Origin of the sequence: Thermanaerothrix solaris (assembly GCF_032334255.1) — a bacterium.
Taxonomy (GTDB): domain Bacteria; phylum Chloroflexota; class Anaerolineae; order Anaerolineales; family Anaerolineaceae; genus Thermanaerothrix; species Thermanaerothrix solaris.
Genome location: NZ_JAUHMF010000001.1, coordinates 1,172,935 through 1,188,744, shown reverse-complemented (window position 1 = coordinate 1,188,744; position 15,810 = coordinate 1,172,935). Strand labels below are relative to the sequence as shown.

Genomic DNA, 15,810 nt, shown 5'->3' with positions numbered 1-15,810 from the left:
CCGCGCGCATCATACCATAAAAAATATGGTTAAAGCAAGACGCCTCTCACTCAAGAGAGGCGTCGGTGTGCCGAGAGCCAGAATCGAACTGGCGACACCGCAGTTTTCAGCCGCGTGCTCTACCAACTGAGCTATCTCGGCAACCATTCAAATTTTAACGGCAGGCGGGGGGATTGTCAAGCAACGTGCGCTATTTTCTAAGCCAAGCGGGTAATATAAGGAACTCATCCCATTTTTATTATGTTTTTATCCTTATTTTATGCGCTTTTGCTCCGGTCTTCCGTAAATTGATACAGAAGTCACCGGCATAGGTGCGCTTTCCTGACCTGGCCTATGGAAAAAGGTTTGGCGCGAAAGCGCGACCTCTACGGCCGGCAGAGTCCCCTCAAAATCTTAACCCGATTCACGAGGAGAGCCAATGAATCCGCTTAACCGTTTGCGTCTCTTGGTCAAGTTGAGCCTGGCGTTTGGGGTGGTTGTCCTTCTGACCCTCGTTCTGGCTGTGGAGTCTTACCTTGGGATCGCGGATGCACATGCCCAGTCAGCAATGCTCTATTCTCAGAATCTAACCCCGGCTATAGACGTCGGGCGAGCACGCACGATGTTGTATCAGATTCGCGGCAATTTGTTCAATATCTTTCTGCTCCCGGACGATACCCTCAAACTTGAATCACAAATTAACCAAAACATTGCCGGAGTTACGGCGATTATTCGAGATTTACGCGCGCTAAATCTGCCGGGGTCAGAAGCGGCACTGGCAACATTTGAAACGGCCTGGCAGGATTACATCAGTAAATTGGATGATACCCTGCAGCAAATTCACGCCGGGAACCGCAGCGCAGCGATAGCACGGGCCACGGTGGGTGATTTGGCAATGGCGCGCCAGACCGCTGATGCAGCGATGGAAGGATTGTTGACGGTGGTACAGCGCGCTGCCGAGGAAGCCCATGCCCACAGCGAACGTACTTTTGAACGGGTGCGCTGGACTTTAATGGTCATAGCAATCCTGGCGGTAGGGCTTTCGATTGCGTTGGCTGTTCTAATCACCCGCAATCTGAATCAGCCGATTCAGGTCATGGTAGGGGCGCTCTCCAACTTATCTCAGGGGGATCTTAACCGTCACATTCCTATTGCGGTCAAAGAATCGATCGCCAAGCGGGGCGATGAAATCGGGGCGTTGGGCAAGGCCTTAAAAGCGGCCGAGGATTATATCGTTGCCATGGCTGAACTGGCGGATCGGATTGCGGCGGGAGATCTCAGCCTTACCATCACTCCTCGCAGCCCGCAAGATGAACTGGGAAATGCCTATGTGCGGATGGTAGAAGGATTGCGCCGCCAGGTGCAGCAAATCATGCAGGCGGTTGAACGGTTGAATGCCATTGCTCAGGACCTTCGAAACGCCGCCTTCCAAAGCGGCGAGGCCAGCCAACAAATGGCGCAGACGCTCCAGCAGGTAGCGCGAGGCATTGCTGAGCAGTCCGAGAGTGTCAATCGCACTGCCGCCTCGGTCAATGAAGTTGCCCGTGCCATTGAGGGTATTGCGCGCGGGGCTCAGGAGCAATCTCAGGCGGTTGCCAATGCCTCGAGTTTGACCGCCCTGATCAGCGGGGATGTTTCACAGATGGCAGAGAGTGTGGAAACGGTATTCCGCGATGCGACCGGTGCAGCCCAACTGGCTCAGCAAGGGGTTCAGGCTGTGCAGCAAACCATTGAAGGTATTGAAAATATCCGTAACCGCTTTGGCTTTTCGGCCCAGCGGGTGGAAGAGATGGGGGTGCGTTCCCGCGAGATAGGGACCATTTTGGAGACGATCCAGGACATTGCCGCTCAGACCAACTTGCTGGCGCTCAACGCCGCCATTGAAGCGGCACGAGCGGGAGAACACGGCAAGGGCTTTGCGGTGGTGGCGGATGAGGTGCGCAAATTGGCTGAACGTGCCGCTGCTGCCACCAAGGAAATTGCGCAATTGGTGCGCGGCATTCAGCAGACCGTAGATGAAGCAGTGAACGCGATGCGCGCAGGTAATGAGGATGTACAACGAGGGGTGGAATTGGCGAATCAGGCTGGACAGGCTCTGGCATTTATCCACGAGGTCAGCGAGGCGGTAAAGCAGCAAGCCGAGTTGACGGCCAATGCGGCGGTGCGGGTGCGGGATGCCGTGGATCAACTCGTCAGCGCGGTAGATAGCGTTTCCGCTGTGGTTGAAGAAAATACCGCTTCAACGGAAGAAATGACGGCCAGTGTGGGTGAGGTCAACCAGGCCATTGAGACCATCGCCAGTGTCTCGGAGGAGAATAGCGCTGCTATTGAGGAAGTCAGTGCCTCAGCCGAAGAGGTCAGTGCTCAAGTCGCCGAAGTGGCAAATGCTGTAGATGGATTGGCCGCAATGGCACACTCCCTGGAAGCCCTGGTGGCACACTTCAGGCTGAATCAAGGCGAAACGCCAATGATGGCAAACGAGCCCGTCGCACCACCGGTCGTTCAAGTGCTGGAACCCGTTACCCCCGGTTCTTAATTTCCCTTCAGGAGAGAAAAAGATATGGAGAAACAATTTGTGGTCTTTCAAGTCGCTGGTGAACAGTATGGGGTCACGATTGATCGGGTGGAAAGCATCGTCAAGATGCAGCCCATCACCATGGTGCCCCAAGCGCCGGCTTTTATTGAGGGTATCACCAACCTGCGCGGGATGGTGTTACCCGTGTTATCCCTCCGCAAGCGGTTCGGCCTGCCACCGGCCGAAGTTGACCGCGAAACCCGCATTGTGGTGGTGATGAATGAAACTCACCCCATTGGGATTGTGGTGGATAGTGTTTTGGAGGTGTTGCGTCTCCCGGAGGAAACCATTGAGCCCCCACCACCGATGGTAACCAATGAGCGCACCCGTTTTATTACCGGGATTGCTAAAGTGGGGGAGCGGTTGATTATCCTCCTGGATCTGACCAAGGTGCTTTCGGTAGAAGAAGAGACACAACTGGCCGCACTCCGAGAGGCGGTTACGGCATGAAGAGAAGAAAAACCATCCATTTCCCTCAGGGAGAAAACTAGCCATGCAGAAGGTATTCGAACGATTTCAAAATCATCAGGGTTCACAACATCTGGCGAAACGGGGGTCTATCCGCGTTCAAGTTCTGTTCTATTCGTTAGTGCTGGCCTTGGTGCCATTACTGGTTTTGTTCGCCTTGAGTTATTTTCAGGCGACGGGTTCCTTACGGCAAAGCGCCCTTGAGACGCTGGGTGATTTAGCGGATATCACCAGTGCTCAGGTTAGGCAATGGCTTGCCGCTCGGCAGGCTGAAGTGGAGGTCATGGCAAATGCCAGTGAAATTGTATCTATGGAGCCAACACGGGTCATGCGAGCGCTTACCTTATATAAAGAAAAGTGGGGGGACTATTTCGAAACACTGGTGGTGATTCAACCCGATGGGTATGCGTTGGCTTCAACCGATGGGCAACGCAACAATATGAGCGACCGAGAGTACTTCAAGCAAGCCATGGCTGGCAAGACTGTGATCTCGGATCCCGTCGTATCGAAAGGAAGTTCGCATGTTGTGGTGGTATTTGCGGCGCCTATCCGCTCGATGGGGCAAGTAGTAGGTGTGATGGCTGGAGTGGTACCAACCACAGCAATAGAAGAGGTGTTTGCCAAGGCGCAGTTGGGAACCACCGGTGATGCCTATTTGATTGATCAGCGAGGGGTGTTAATTACGCCATCACGGTTTGAGGAACAATTGAAAGCCGAAAATCGAATCAAAGAGCGCAGTGCCTTGGAATTGCGCATTGATACTGAGGCTTCACGCGCTGTGCTTTCGGGGCAGGAAGGTGAGGGGGAGTATCAAGGCTATCGCTTTAAGCCGGTTGTGGGGGCCTATCGTTATTTACCCGAGGTAAATTGGGGGCTCATTGTTGAACAGGAAACCAGCGAGGCATTCGCCACCGCCAATGGGTTAGCACGAATTATGTTCATCGGTGTTTTGGTCATAGCAGTGTTGGCGGCTCTGGCGGCATATACTTTCTCTGGGCAAATCGCTAGCCCGATCCAGATTGTGTCCGCGGCGATGAACAAATTAGCGCAGGGTGATTTGTTGAAAGACATAGACGTGCAAAAACGCGAATCCATTCTCAAGCGGCGGGATGAATTTGGGCAAATGGGAGAAGCGCTCCAAAATGTGGTGGGATATTTCTCAACCATGGCGAGCGCAGCCGAGGCGATCGCCGCTGGTGACTTGACGGTGGAGGTGACGCCGCGGTCAGATCAGGATGTCCTGGGTCATGCCTTTGCCCGTATGGTTCGGGGTTTACGCGATATTGTACAGGGCGTGGCGCAAAATGCCCAGGCCCTGGAAGCGGCAGCGACTGAACTGGCTGAAGCCGCCAATCAAGCTGGTCAGGTCACCGGGCAAATCGCGACGACCATCCAACAGGTTGCCAAGGGTGCCTCGCAGCAATCCGAAGCAGCCAGTCGTACCGCGGCTTCCGTGGAACAGATGACGCGGGCGATTCAAGGGGTAGCCAAGGGCGCACAAGAGCAGGCAGTGGCGGTCAATAAGATGTCTGCGCTGATCAACCAACTCTCGGCAGCCATTCAGCAGGTGCAGGTTGGAGCGCAAAGCACCGCTGAGGTTGCCCATACCGCAGTAGAAACTGCGGGTCAGGGTTCGATGACGGTTGAATCCACCCTCAAAGGGATGGCGGCCATCCGTGAAAAAGTGGTGCTCTCGGCCGAGAAGGTACAGGCCATGGGGCAGCGCTCGGCGCAAATTGGCGCGATCGTGGAGACGATTCAGGACATTGCCTCGCAAACCAACTTGCTGGCGCTCAATGCAGCCATTGAAGCCGCCCGAGCCGGTGAACACGGTAAGGGCTTTGCAGTTGTCGCCGATGAAGTGCGCAAACTGGCCGAACGTTCGGCGACGGCAACCCGTGAAATTGGTGCGTTGATCCGCGAAATTCGGCAAGCGGTGGAAGAAGCGGTGTCGGCAATGCAGGAAAGCGCTAACGAGGTAGAGAAGGATGTGCAGCAGGCGAATCTGGCCGGAGCAGCGCTGACCGACATTCTGAGCGGGATCAAAGCGATGCAAGCCAAGGCCGAGGAGAGCGTCAAGGCCGCCCATCACATGGCGGGGCTGGCTGAACAACTGGTAGCCGCAGCAGACGAGGTTTCGGCAATTGCCGAAGAGAACACCGCCGCCACTGAGGAGATGAGCGCCGGATCACAAGAAATCGCCCAGGCGGTGGAGTCTATCGCCAGTGTGAGCGAGGAAAACAGTGCCGCCGTTGAGGAGGTCTCGGCTTCTGCCGAAGAGATGTCGGCCCAGGTGGAGGAGGTAGCCGCTTCGGCACAGTTCCTGGAAGGCACAGCGCAAGCCCTGAAAGATGCGGTATCGCGGTTCCGCTTGAGCGAGGCAACCGTGGTTGGCAAAGGGGCATCTATGCCAGGTTCCGCCTCAGGCAACGGACGGGGCGTGCTGGTGAAAGTTTCCTGAGGTTTGGAACATTCTTTTTGTAAGATGGCGCCCTGCACACGTCAGGGCGCCTTTTTTATGCCGAATTTACGCTTCAGCCCTAAGGTTTAGCCCAAAATGGTCGTTAAGGAAGGTAGAACAGCATCCCAAACTAACCGATGAGGAGGTTGGAAGCGCAAGGTAACGAAACGACAGACTGCTGTAACTCGATGTCCCGCCTCTTGGGTAAAGGGGCTTAAACCCGAGAGGTCACTGGTAAGGAGCCCCACCGATTTCTCGTCGTTCATTTCTAAATTCTAAGGGGAAGGATCCCCGCCAAAATTCACAAGGAGGTGTGAGATGCCTACAGTAGATTACACTCGTATTGCTGGTAACATCGGTGCGCTCAACGCGCTCAACTCGTTGCAACTGATTAACAACCAACTGGCTATTCATCAAACCCGCCTGGCGACCGGTAAACGCATTAATGAAGCCGCGGATGATCCGGCGGGATTGAGCCTGGCGACCACCTTTGATATCCGCCGCCAAGGGTTACAGACGGTGCTCAACGGTATCGGCGATGCCAAGAACCTGCTCTCCACGGCGGAAGGTGGCTTGCGCAAGATCCAGGACATCCTGGTCAAGATGAAGAACAAGGCGTTGGAAGCCCAAAGCGGTACCATTGGCGATAAGGAGAAAGAGGCTATTGCCGCCCAGTTGAATGCCTATGCGGCGGAAATTGATGCCATTGTTGAACAAACCCAGTGGAACGGCAACTTCCTGATCGGCCAAAGTGGTTCTGCAGGTGGTACCTCGGCAACTCAGAATTTCTTAACCTCGTTGGGGACTCTAGCTGATCCGACCGCCGTGACCTCAGAGTTCAAATTCTCGGACAACCAGGGCTTTGGCGCATATGGCACAGGGACAGCCGGCTTGGGCTTGAATACGAACTACACCACTTCCAACCTGAGCAGCGCGCTTTCCGACATTGATGCTGCAATTGAAAAGGTCAAGAAGGGGATCAGCGAAGTCGGTGCGTTCAGTGCCCGCTTGTCCTTCAAAGAAGAAGCCATCACCGTGCAATACACCAACACTGAGGCAGCCTACAACCGAATCATGAACGCCAACATGGCTGAAGAGCAGGTGAATGCCAGCAAACTCCTGATCCTGCAGCAGACCGCGACCGCGATGCTGGCTCAGGCGAACACGGCGCCGCAATTCCTGCTCACCCTCTTCCGCTAATCGTCAACTCCTCATCGGTATCGGGATAGCGGGGGGCGCCATGAGCGCTCCCCGCCCAGCCATCCCAACGGAGGTTTTGTGAGGCTGTTATGGTTGACGTTTCTAGCACGACCACTCTCTCCAGTTATTTCACCAACCTGGTCAGCAACCTGATGGCCATTGAGCGGCAGCCCTTAACACGGATGACCCAACAACGCGATGCACTTAATGTGCAACGGGGTGTTTACCTGGATCTCCGCTCGCAATTGAGCGATCTCAAGCAACAAGTGCAGGCGTTGCGGAGCAGCAGTCCGTTTTTCACGCTAAAGAGTGGGCGGTCGGTAACTGTAACCGAGCCTTCGGTGAATGGTGCAACGGTGTTGAGTGCCTCTGCCAGCGCTTCAGCCGTGGTAGGGGATTATCGTATTCAGGTGAGCCAACTGGCACGCGCCGAGCAATGGGTTTCTGCGGAACAGGCTGCCACGGATCGTCCGCTGGGTAAGCGTGGAGTGTTTTATCTGGGCGGGACCGGTGTGGCGGCAGCATCCTTACCGAGCAGTAGCCCGATCGTGGCAAGCGTGAATGTGGGGGGGGTGGGCAGTGGCCTGCGTGAATTGGGAAGCGGTAGCCAGGCCGAGGGGACGGCTTATGTACTGGAAGTGCGTCAAGGCGACTCGGGTTTCGAGTTCCGTCTACGGGCTGCAGACGGTGGCGTGGTTGCGATCTACGACAAGGCTAAAGCCGATGGTAGTCTGACCAGCGACTGGCAAGTATTATCACCGGGGGAGGTTTACGATACCCACCGTGGACTGGTGATCACATTTGGTGAATCCCCAGAAGCCGGAACGGCGGCCATTGATTACCAGGCCGCCGGCGTAACGGTGAACGTGGTCGAAAGTGATACCCTTGAGGATGTGGTCAATAAAATCAATGCTGTGATCCAACCCGAGGGGCGAGATGTGGTGGCATCCATGGTGGGAACCCACTTGGTTCTCACTGCGCGTCAAACCGGAGTGGTTCATCGCATGCTTTATCAGTATGTGGCTGAGGTGGGAGGCGACTGGGGCGAGACTGTTCCGCCGGAACCCGAGGCTTGGCAGGCACGAGATGCTCAATTCACCGTCAATGGAATACCCTTCACCCGTGCCCGAAATACAAATCTGACGGATGTCATTTATGGGGTTTCGCTGCAACTAGCTGCCGATGCCGAGGGCAAATCGGCTACATTAAGGGTAACCGCAGATTTCGGTCAAGCGCGCAGTGCTGTGGAGGCGTTTGCCAGCAAATTTAATGCCGTTATGGCCTACCTGGAAGATAAAATGGCGATCACCAAGCAGGGAGATACATATACGCGCGGGGCGTTAGCCAACGACACGGTGTTCAGCGAGTTACGTTTCCGCTTGCTTTCTGCGGTGATGCAACGTTACGAGGGTACGGGTCTTTATAACAGCCTAAGCGAGGTGGGGTTAACCTTAAACGAGAGCCTGCGCTTATCTTTAACGGATGTGGCACGCTTTGAGTCGGCCCTAAGAGAAAATCCGCAGGCTGTTGAGGCGATTTTCGATGCTGTTATGAATGTTGTGGACAACGAACTGGAGCGATTTATCGGTGGAAGTGGCTATTTGACCCAAAGCGTAGGATTGTTGGATCGGCAAATGACCGATTTGGGTAGCGATATTGCCCGTTTTCAATCTTACTTGTCCGACCGCGAAGCCATGCTGACCCAACAATACGCCCAAATTCAGGCCCAATTGATTAGCCTATCCTATGCTCAGCAAACTTGGGCCAGCATTTATGGCAGCGTAAATCGCTTGTTCTAATTGTGGGCGAGGGATTTTCCGCGACAAGGATGTTGGCGGAACGGAAAGGATGGAACCCATGCAAGAGGACGCGAAACTTCCAGGGGTGATACCGATTGGGGTTGAACTAAGCGGTCACATACCAATTGAGGGCGGGACGATTGCGCCTAAAGCACTCCTCGGCGAGGGGCAAGAGGAGATGCATGCGCCAGATTCTCTTACCTCGAAAAGCACAAAACCCATGCTCGCCCGAAGCGGTGCTGAAATTGCGTTACGGTTTCAAGTTGATCCCCAAACCCACGAGGTGACGGTGTTCGTACTGGATAAAACCCACCGCCATGTCATTCGTACCATCCCACCGGAAGAAATGGCGCGGTTACGGGCGGGAGAGATTATAGATCTCTTCGTATAGCCGTTTTCTGATAAGGCGTACATTCAACCTGGGTATCCACCACAGGGTGGCATTTTGTTTTTTAAGTAAAGATCCCGCAAAGGTCATGACCGTAACAAGGACAAAAGGTGGTTTTATGGGTTTTTTACCCCTCAAGGCTAAAGTTTTATCGGCTTTATCCGAAGATAAAAACAGAACCTTGAACGTAGATTGGAACGTGATCCGAAGGAGGACACTGTGTACCAGAGCCATTATTTCTCCCAGGAATATCGTACGCAAGACGTGATGAGTGCAAGCCCGATTCGCCTAGTAGTCATGGCGTATGATGTGGCGATTCGTGCCTGCCACCAGCAGGATTTTGAACGAGCAACACGGGCGATTACCCTTTTACGAGATGCGTTGAATTTCGACTATGCTGAAGTTGCGGTGGGACTATTCCGTCTTTATCAGTGGTGTCTGGAATGCTTGCGGGCCGGGGATTTTCAGTCAGCGCTCAATGTCCTGGTTGAACTGCGCGAAGCCTGGGTTGAGGCCGAGAAGAAAGTGACGCCTACACCAGCAAGTGAAGTCTTTACCGTGCGCACGACGTTGCCTCAGTACGCCAGCGCTTAGTCTCGAACCCATATTCAAGCCAATATCCTGTTCCTCTGGCGCACCGGCGAGGGATTAATCTCTCGCCGGTTGGGGTTAATTCACGCGATTTTTATCCCTCCTTCATTTGGGCTTTATAGCCGTGTCAAATAGAGACGAGTAAGATGCAAATGAAACGTACACGCGTATTCTCAGCCGGAGGGACTTGGATATGGGATTTTGGAACGTCTTGCGAATTGGTGCTTCGGGGCTGGCCGCCCAGCGATTGCGGTTGGATGTTATTGCCCACAACATTGCCAATGCCGAAACTACGCGTACCCCCGAAGGGGGCGCCTACAAGCGCAAAGACGTTGTTTTTATGCCCGAAGGACAAGCGCCGTTTTTGCCCCCTTTCTTGGCAGCGCGCCAGAACCTGAATCGTTTCCAGGGACAACTTAAAGGAGTACAGGTCACTCAGATTGTTACGGACCCCACACCTGGCACACGGGTCTATGACCCCACTCATCCCGATGCGGATGAACAGGGCTATGTTGAATACCCAAATGTCAATCCGGTAATTGAGATGACCAACATGCTTTCGGCCAGCCGTTCTTATGAGGCAAACCTGGCCGTGATTGATACAGCCAAACAAATGGCCTTGCGCGCTCTGGATATCGGGAAGTAATGGGAGGTAATCAGCAATGGAAGTGACACCGTCCTCGATTAATCGTGTCCTGGGCAATCAACCTTCCCTTTCGAATTCCCCTGTCGGGCGTCAGGGAGGGGCAGAGGCCGTTGGTAAGACTTTTACTGAGGTGTTAGGTGCTTTAAGTCAATCTGAAAATCAGAGCAATGCTTTGATTCAGCAACTGGCAGCGGGGGAAGACGTGGAAATCCATCAGGTCATGATGGCGGTTGAAGAGACAGATATCAACTTTCGAATTGCTATGGCAATCCGTGATCGCCTGGTTGAGGCTTACCGTGAAGTTATGCGTATGTCGGTGTAAATAAAAATTTGTTAGGGCGAACATTATGCTAGCGAACCTGCAACAACAACTTAGCGAATTTTGGCAACAACAATCACGGTCACGTCGCATCTCCCTGGTTGTGATCACTTTGGCTTTGATTGGGGTCGCCGTGGTCTTTGTGGTTTGGGCGAGCACGCCGACTTATGCAGTGGCTTACCGTGGGCTGAGCGAAAGCGATGCCGGGGAGATTGTTCAGAAACTGGAAGAGGCCAAAATCCCGTATCAACTCAAAGATACCGGCACCATTTTAGTGCCCAGTGATAAGGTGTATGAAGTACGGCTGAAGATGGCGCGGGAGGGCTTGCCGAAAACCAGCCAGGTGGGATTTGAACTGTTTAATACCAATACTCTGGGGATGACTGAGTTTACCCAACGCGTAAATTATCAGCGCGCTTTAGAGGGCGAATTAGAGCGCACCATCAGCAATTTAGACGCGGTTGAAATGGTGCGCGTTCACCTGGTGCTGCCTGAGAAATCCTTGTTAGCGCGGGATCAGGTTCCACCAACGGCATCGGTGGTGATCAAAGAAAAGCCAGGAAAATACCTGGATAAAGCCCAGGTGCGTGCTATAACCCATCTGGTGGCAAGCAGTGTGGAAGGGCTGACACCGGAAAACGTGGTTATTGTGGACTCTGAAGGTAATTTGCTGGCCTCGGGGAGTGAAGATGAGACCACGGCGGCAGTACAGGTAGATACCTTCCGCAATGCGGAGCAGGCTGCGGCGGCGGAGATACAGCGCAATGTACAAAATCTGTTGAATTCTGTACTGGGGCCAAATCGCTCGGTGGTCCAGGCCCAAGTGGTCATGGATTGGACGCAACGCGAGCTGACTTCCCAAACCTTCAATCCTACCCCAGCGGCCATTCGATCCTCTCAGAAAATTACCGAAAGTTATAGCGGTGGCGCCGAAGCCATGGGAGGCGTGCCGGGTGCGGCCAGCAATCTACCTACACCGGTACCAGTAGCCCAGGGTGGAAGCCAGCCGGTGACCTATCAACGCACCGAAGAGACTATCAATTATGAGATTACTCAGGTACAGACGCATGAAATCCAGGCTCCGGGGCAAATTAAACGAATATCACTTTCGGTATTGGTTGATGGCTTGGATTCTCCTGAGCAACTTAATGTGTTGCGCAATGCCATAGCAGCCGCCGCCGGCATAGATGAAGCGCGCGGGGATATGCTGGCTGTTGAATCCATGGCATTCGACCGTACCTATTATGAAGAACAGGCCAAGGAGATGCAGCAAAGTCAGCAAATGGATCTCTATTTCCGGATTGGGGAGATTGCGCTGGCGGTCTTGGTGGTGATTGGATTAGCGTTCTACCTGCAACGGGTTTTCAAGAATTTGCGCATGGCCTCGAGTGAGGCGTGGATCACGATCATGAAGCCGGTCTCTGAAGCGGCTTTGCCGGCAGGGAACGCTGCCGCGGTGCCTAATGCGCGGCCCACCTTGAGCGAAAACTTAGCCAGCGTGATGGGTATGCTGGAACAGAGTCAGCAGGCCGCTCTTCAGGCTGGTAGCCAATCGGAAGGCGGGGCAGGACGTTCAAAGCCACGCACCTCACAAGAGGATGAACAACTGCAAAAGGCTCTGGCACGCTTGGCCGAAGAATCACCGGCTACGGTGGCTGAAGTAATCCAAATCTGGCTCAATGAGAGTGGAAAGTAGCCATGTCGGATGATTTCGCCTCCAAGATCAGCGGACTGGAAAAAGCATCGGTGCTCTTGATGTGTTTGGGCGTGGATGTTTCGTCCAAGGTCTTGCAGTATTTGAGTGAGAGCGAAATTGAGCGCGTTTTGCTGGCATTGAGCCGTACCACGGTTGTGCCCCCTGAAGTCCGTCATGTGGTATTGGAAGAAGCCCATGAGTTGACCAGCGAGGGGGTAGGTGTGGTGGCAAACGGGATTGATTACAGCCGTCAACTGCTCTCGCGGGCGGTAGGGCCACGGCGGGGTGCAGAGATTCTGGAACGCATCTCAGCGCATCAGCAACTTTCTTCGTTTGAGATGTTAAAAAATGCCGACCCGGCGCAGGTGGCTAACCTGCTTCAGGATGAACTGCCTCAGACGATTGCTTTGGTGCTCTCCTACCTGGAAGCCAAAGTGGCGGCAGATATTCTAACGAACTTCCCTAAGGATTTGCAAATTGAGGTGACTTTGCGTTTGGCGACGATGGATCGTGTTTCGCCTCAAGTGGTACAGGTTGTTGAACGCGACTTAAAGAACAAGCTCTCGGGTGTGCTGAGTGAAGCGGATTTTCGTGCTACCGGTGGAGTCTCCTTCCTGGTCAAAATGTTGAACCAGGTGGATCGAGGGGTACAGAAGACCATCTTGGAAGCCCTGGAAGCCACTAACCCGAAGTTAGTGGAAGAGATCCGCGCCAATATGTTCACCTTTGATGACCTGATCAAACTGGATGACCGCACGATGCAGCGCGTTCTGCGTGATGTGAATAAGTCGGATCTGGCGCTGGCGCTCAAGGCGGCTCCGGAACGGCTCAAAGAAGCGGTCTTCCGCAATCTTTCGGAGCGGGCGCGCGAGAACCTGAAAGAAGAGATCGAAATTTTAGGCCCTCAACTGGCCAAAAATGTGTATGCGGCTCAGCGGCGCATTGTCGAAGCGGTGCGGGCGCTAGAAGAGGCCGGAGAGATTGTCATTGCAGGTGGCGGAGCGGAGTATGAAATTATTCAGTGATCCATACCAACCCAGAGTTCGTAGCGAAGCCCGTCCCTGGCAACCACCAGCCTTAACGACTGAGGCATCCCTGGAGCCCCCCGAGGCATTGGTAGAGCAGATTCTGACCATCTTCTCACCCCATGCGTTGGATGTGTCGTCGGCTGGTTTTTCGCGCGCTAACGGTCGGCGTGCTCAGACTAAGGTGCAGATCTGGACGCCGGTTGACTTGATGGCGATGACTGACGAGGATACCAATTTTGAGTCCACAGTCAATAACGAACAATCGGATCCTGATACGTTGGTTTCCTCTCAAGTTGATTTAACGGTTGCTCAAGCCGAAGCGAATGCGTTATTGGCTGAAGCGCAGGCACAGGCTGAAGCGCTGCTTCGGGAGGCCCAAGCCCAAGCCGAGCAACTTCGTCAACAGGCTTATGCTCAAGGCCGTGCAGAAGCCGAGGCTGAGTTACGTGACTTGCTTCGTACGGTGAGCACAATGGTGCAAGAGACGCGATCCTGGCATGAGACCTTTCTGGCCCAGAGTGAACCCCTGGTGTTGGAGATGGTGGCGGCAATTGCCCGCGCGCTTTTCAGCGAAGGGTTCGCATTGGATGCTGAAACCTTACAGCAGACGTATACCCGCGTGCTCGAACACGCGCGTGCCTTGGGGGATTTGCGCATTTATGTTAATCCCGAAGATGCGCGCTTGTTGGATCCCTATTGGAAAGAGGCGCAAGCAGCCCTGCGCGATCAACGGATTAAACTGATTCCCAGCGAGTCCATTCGACGAGGAGGATGTTTTGTTGAAGGGCAATATGGCGCAGTAGACGGGCGCATCGAGGTGCGACTGGAACGTTTGTTGACCAGTCTGATCCAGGAAACTCAGCCGGAGGGGACGGGGGCATGAATTCCACGTTGAAGGCCCTCAATCCTGAACGTTATTTGTCGGCGTTGCAGCGCGCCAATCCCTTTCAGGTTTCGGGGCGTATCGTTCAAGTCGTGGGACTGACGATTGAGGCCGTGGGCATTGATTGCCAGATTGGTGAAATCTGCGAGATGCGAGCACAAGGAGCTGAGCCGGTGCTGGCGGAAGTGGTTGGGTTTCGGGATGAGCGCATTCTGCTCATGCCACTGGGCGCCATGGATGGGATTCAGCCGGGGAGTGAGGTCTATCCGATTTCCAAATCCTTCCGCGTGCCGGTTGGAATGGCGCTTTTAGGGCGTGTCCTGGATGGATTAGGGCGTCCGATGGATGGCGGCCCGGCATTAACCCTCTCAGAGACTGTGGCAACCAATCGCCTGGCACCTAATCCAATGCAGCGTAAGCCCATCACCGAACCTCTGGTGACTGGGGTGCGTGCCATTGATGGCCTGCTTACCATGGGAAAAGGACAACGTATGGGCATTTTTGCCGGTAGTGGAGTGGGAAAGAGCACCTTGTTGGGTACACTGGCGCGCCGCGCTCGGGCGGATGTTAGTGTGATTGCGTTGGTGGGTGAACGTGGGCGCGAAGTGCGCGAGTTTCTGGATCGTGATTTGGGGTCGGAAGGTTTACAGCGTGCTGTGGTGGTCGTTTCAACCTCGGATCAGCCCGCGCTGGTGCGCCTCAAGGCGGCATTTGTGGCCATGACGATTGCAGAGTATTTTCGCGATCTTGGTTTGGACGTCATTTTCCTCATGGATTCGGTCACACGCTTCGCTATGGCCCAGCGCGAGGTAGGTTTGGCGATTGGTGAACCACCGGCCAGTAAGGGATATACTCCTTCGGTCTTCGCGCTTTTGCCACGGCTGTTGGAACGGGCTGGCTGTGGTGAGCGGGGAACAATTACCGGTTTCTTTACTGTTTTGGTGGAGGGGGATGACTTCAACGAACCGATCTGCGACGCAGTACGCGGTATTCTGGATGGTCATATTATCCTCAGTCGTGTGTTAGCCGCCCGCAATCATTATCCGGCGATTGATGTCTTGAACTCGATCAGTCGTTTGATGCCTTCGATCACCACCCCTGATCACCGTTCTTTTGCGGCTCAACTGCGCAAGCACCTTGCGGTTTATGAGAAAGCACGGGATTTGATTAACATCGGGGCATACGTGGCCGGTTCTGATCCGGAGATTGACGCTGCCATTGCAGTCATGCCGGCATTGGAACGGTTCTTACAACAAGACGTGGAAGAATTTACGCCATTTGAATCCACGCTCAACCAAATGGCTGCCATGATTCAGGGGGTGAACCATGCCGCCTAAATTCTCGTTACAAACGGTTTTAGACGTGCGTCAGAGACGGGTTGAAGCATTGGAAATCGAATTGGGGCATTTGCTCCAAGAACAGCGCAAAGGCGAGGAGTACCTTGTGCGTTTGCAAGCGTTGGAAGCCTCACTTTTTGCGCGTTTGGAGCGCCAAAAAATTGGTGAGTTAGATCTATTCGCACTGGAACAACTTCATCATGAGTTAACCCTGGTGCAGGAACGAATTGAACAAGCCCGTCAAGCTTTGGACACGTGGCGGCGACGTGTGGATGCTAAACGCCAGGAACTTGTCCAAGCCCGGCAGGACGTTGAGGTGTTGGAAACGCTGCGTGAGAAGGAATTAGCACGGTATCAAGAAGAAATAGCGCACATGGAGAATCGTTTACTGGATGATCTCTATGTCAGTCGGGCGTTTCGCCATCAGAGGGAGTGGTAAG

Annotated in this window: 15 protein-coding genes and 1 tRNA gene; 14 read left to right on the top strand and 2 right to left on the bottom strand. The window is 54.1% G+C overall.

Translation table 11 applies throughout. The annotated features are described in order from the left end of the window. Window positions 1-68: 68 nt before the first annotated feature. Window positions 69-141, bottom strand: a tRNA-Phe gene (locus QYE77_RS05405). A 277-nt stretch (window positions 142-418) separates the two neighbouring features. Here QYE77_RS05405 and QYE77_RS05400 point away from each other — a divergent pair. The 3 genes from QYE77_RS05400 to QYE77_RS05390 are packed head-to-tail and all read left to right on the top strand — an operon-like array spanning window position 419 to window position 5,483. Next, on the top strand, window positions 419-2,515 hold the full coding sequence (locus tag QYE77_RS05400; protein ID WP_315624358.1) for a methyl-accepting chemotaxis protein: 2,097 nt from the start codon (window positions 419-421) through the stop codon (window positions 2,513-2,515). Window positions 2,516-2,539: 24 nt separating this feature from the next. Then, the gene (locus QYE77_RS05395) at window positions 2,540-3,004 is read left to right on the top strand and encodes a chemotaxis protein CheW (protein ID WP_315624357.1); all 465 of its coding nucleotides are present in this window, start codon (window positions 2,540-2,542) and stop codon (window positions 3,002-3,004) included. A 43-nt stretch (window positions 3,005-3,047) separates the two neighbouring features. Next, the gene (locus QYE77_RS05390; protein ID WP_315624356.1) at window positions 3,048-5,483 is read left to right on the top strand and encodes a methyl-accepting chemotaxis protein; all 2,436 of its coding nucleotides are present in this window, start codon (window positions 3,048-3,050) and stop codon (window positions 5,481-5,483) included. A gap of 86 nt (window positions 5,484-5,569) precedes the next feature. Here the strand turns inward: QYE77_RS05390 and QYE77_RS05385 are convergent, their stop codons facing one another. Further along, window positions 5,570-5,749, bottom strand: coding sequence for a hypothetical protein (locus tag QYE77_RS05385; RefSeq protein WP_315624355.1), 180 nt, complete (start codon window positions 5,747-5,749; stop codon window positions 5,570-5,572). A 52-nt stretch (window positions 5,750-5,801) separates the two neighbouring features. On the opposite strand from QYE77_RS05385, the gene QYE77_RS05380 reads away from it, so the two are divergent. From QYE77_RS05380 to fliJ, 11 genes are all read left to right on the top strand, one after another. Beyond that, on the top strand, window positions 5,802-6,683 hold the full coding sequence (locus QYE77_RS05380) for a flagellin (protein WP_315624354.1): 882 nt from the start codon (window positions 5,802-5,804) through the stop codon (window positions 6,681-6,683). Window positions 6,684-6,772: 89 nt separating this feature from the next. Continuing rightward, complete coding sequence (gene fliD, locus QYE77_RS05375; RefSeq protein WP_315624353.1) at window positions 6,773-8,482, top strand: flagellar filament capping protein FliD; 1,710 nt, start codon at window positions 6,773-6,775, stop codon at window positions 8,480-8,482. A gap of 58 nt (window positions 8,483-8,540) precedes the next feature. Then, the gene (locus QYE77_RS05370; RefSeq protein WP_315624352.1) at window positions 8,541-8,873 is read left to right on the top strand and encodes a flagellar protein FlaG; all 333 of its coding nucleotides are present in this window, start codon (window positions 8,541-8,543) and stop codon (window positions 8,871-8,873) included. Between the two features lie 216 nt (window positions 8,874-9,089). Beyond that, window positions 9,090-9,464, top strand: a complete 375-nt coding sequence (locus QYE77_RS05365) for a flagellar export chaperone FliS (protein WP_315624351.1) — start codon at window positions 9,090-9,092, stop codon at window positions 9,462-9,464. A gap of 190 nt (window positions 9,465-9,654) precedes the next feature. Continuing rightward, window positions 9,655-10,107, top strand: coding sequence for a flagellar basal body rod protein FlgC (gene flgC / locus QYE77_RS05360; RefSeq protein WP_315624350.1), 453 nt, complete (start codon window positions 9,655-9,657; stop codon window positions 10,105-10,107). Between the two features lie 16 nt (window positions 10,108-10,123). Further along, window positions 10,124-10,429, top strand: coding sequence for a flagellar hook-basal body complex protein FliE (fliE, locus tag QYE77_RS05355; protein WP_315624349.1), 306 nt, complete (start codon window positions 10,124-10,126; stop codon window positions 10,427-10,429). Between the two features lie 25 nt (window positions 10,430-10,454). Then, window positions 10,455-12,122, top strand: coding sequence for a flagellar basal-body MS-ring/collar protein FliF (gene fliF / locus QYE77_RS05350; protein ID WP_315624348.1), 1,668 nt, complete (start codon window positions 10,455-10,457; stop codon window positions 12,120-12,122). Window positions 12,123-12,124: 2 nt separating this feature from the next. Continuing rightward, the gene (gene fliG, locus QYE77_RS05345; protein ID WP_315624347.1) at window positions 12,125-13,147 is read left to right on the top strand and encodes a flagellar motor switch protein FliG; all 1,023 of its coding nucleotides are present in this window, start codon (window positions 12,125-12,127) and stop codon (window positions 13,145-13,147) included. After that, entirely contained in the window at window positions 13,131-14,033 is a 903-nt protein-coding gene (locus QYE77_RS05340; RefSeq protein WP_315624346.1) for a FliH/SctL family protein, read from the top strand. Before fliG ends, QYE77_RS05340 begins: the two co-directional genes overlap by 17 nt. Further along, a complete protein-coding gene (locus QYE77_RS05335; protein WP_315624345.1) occupies window positions 14,030-15,370 on the top strand; it encodes a FliI/YscN family ATPase in 1,341 nt (446 codons plus the stop codon). The genes QYE77_RS05340 and QYE77_RS05335 overlap by 4 nt, the downstream gene beginning before the upstream one ends. Further along, window positions 15,360-15,809 carry a flagellar export protein FliJ gene (gene fliJ / locus QYE77_RS05330; RefSeq protein ID WP_315624344.1) on the top strand — a complete coding sequence of 150 codons (450 nt, stop codon included), beginning with the start codon at window positions 15,360-15,362 and terminating at the stop codon, window positions 15,807-15,809. Before QYE77_RS05335 ends, fliJ begins: the two co-directional genes overlap by 11 nt. Window position 15,810 lies beyond the last annotated feature (1 nt).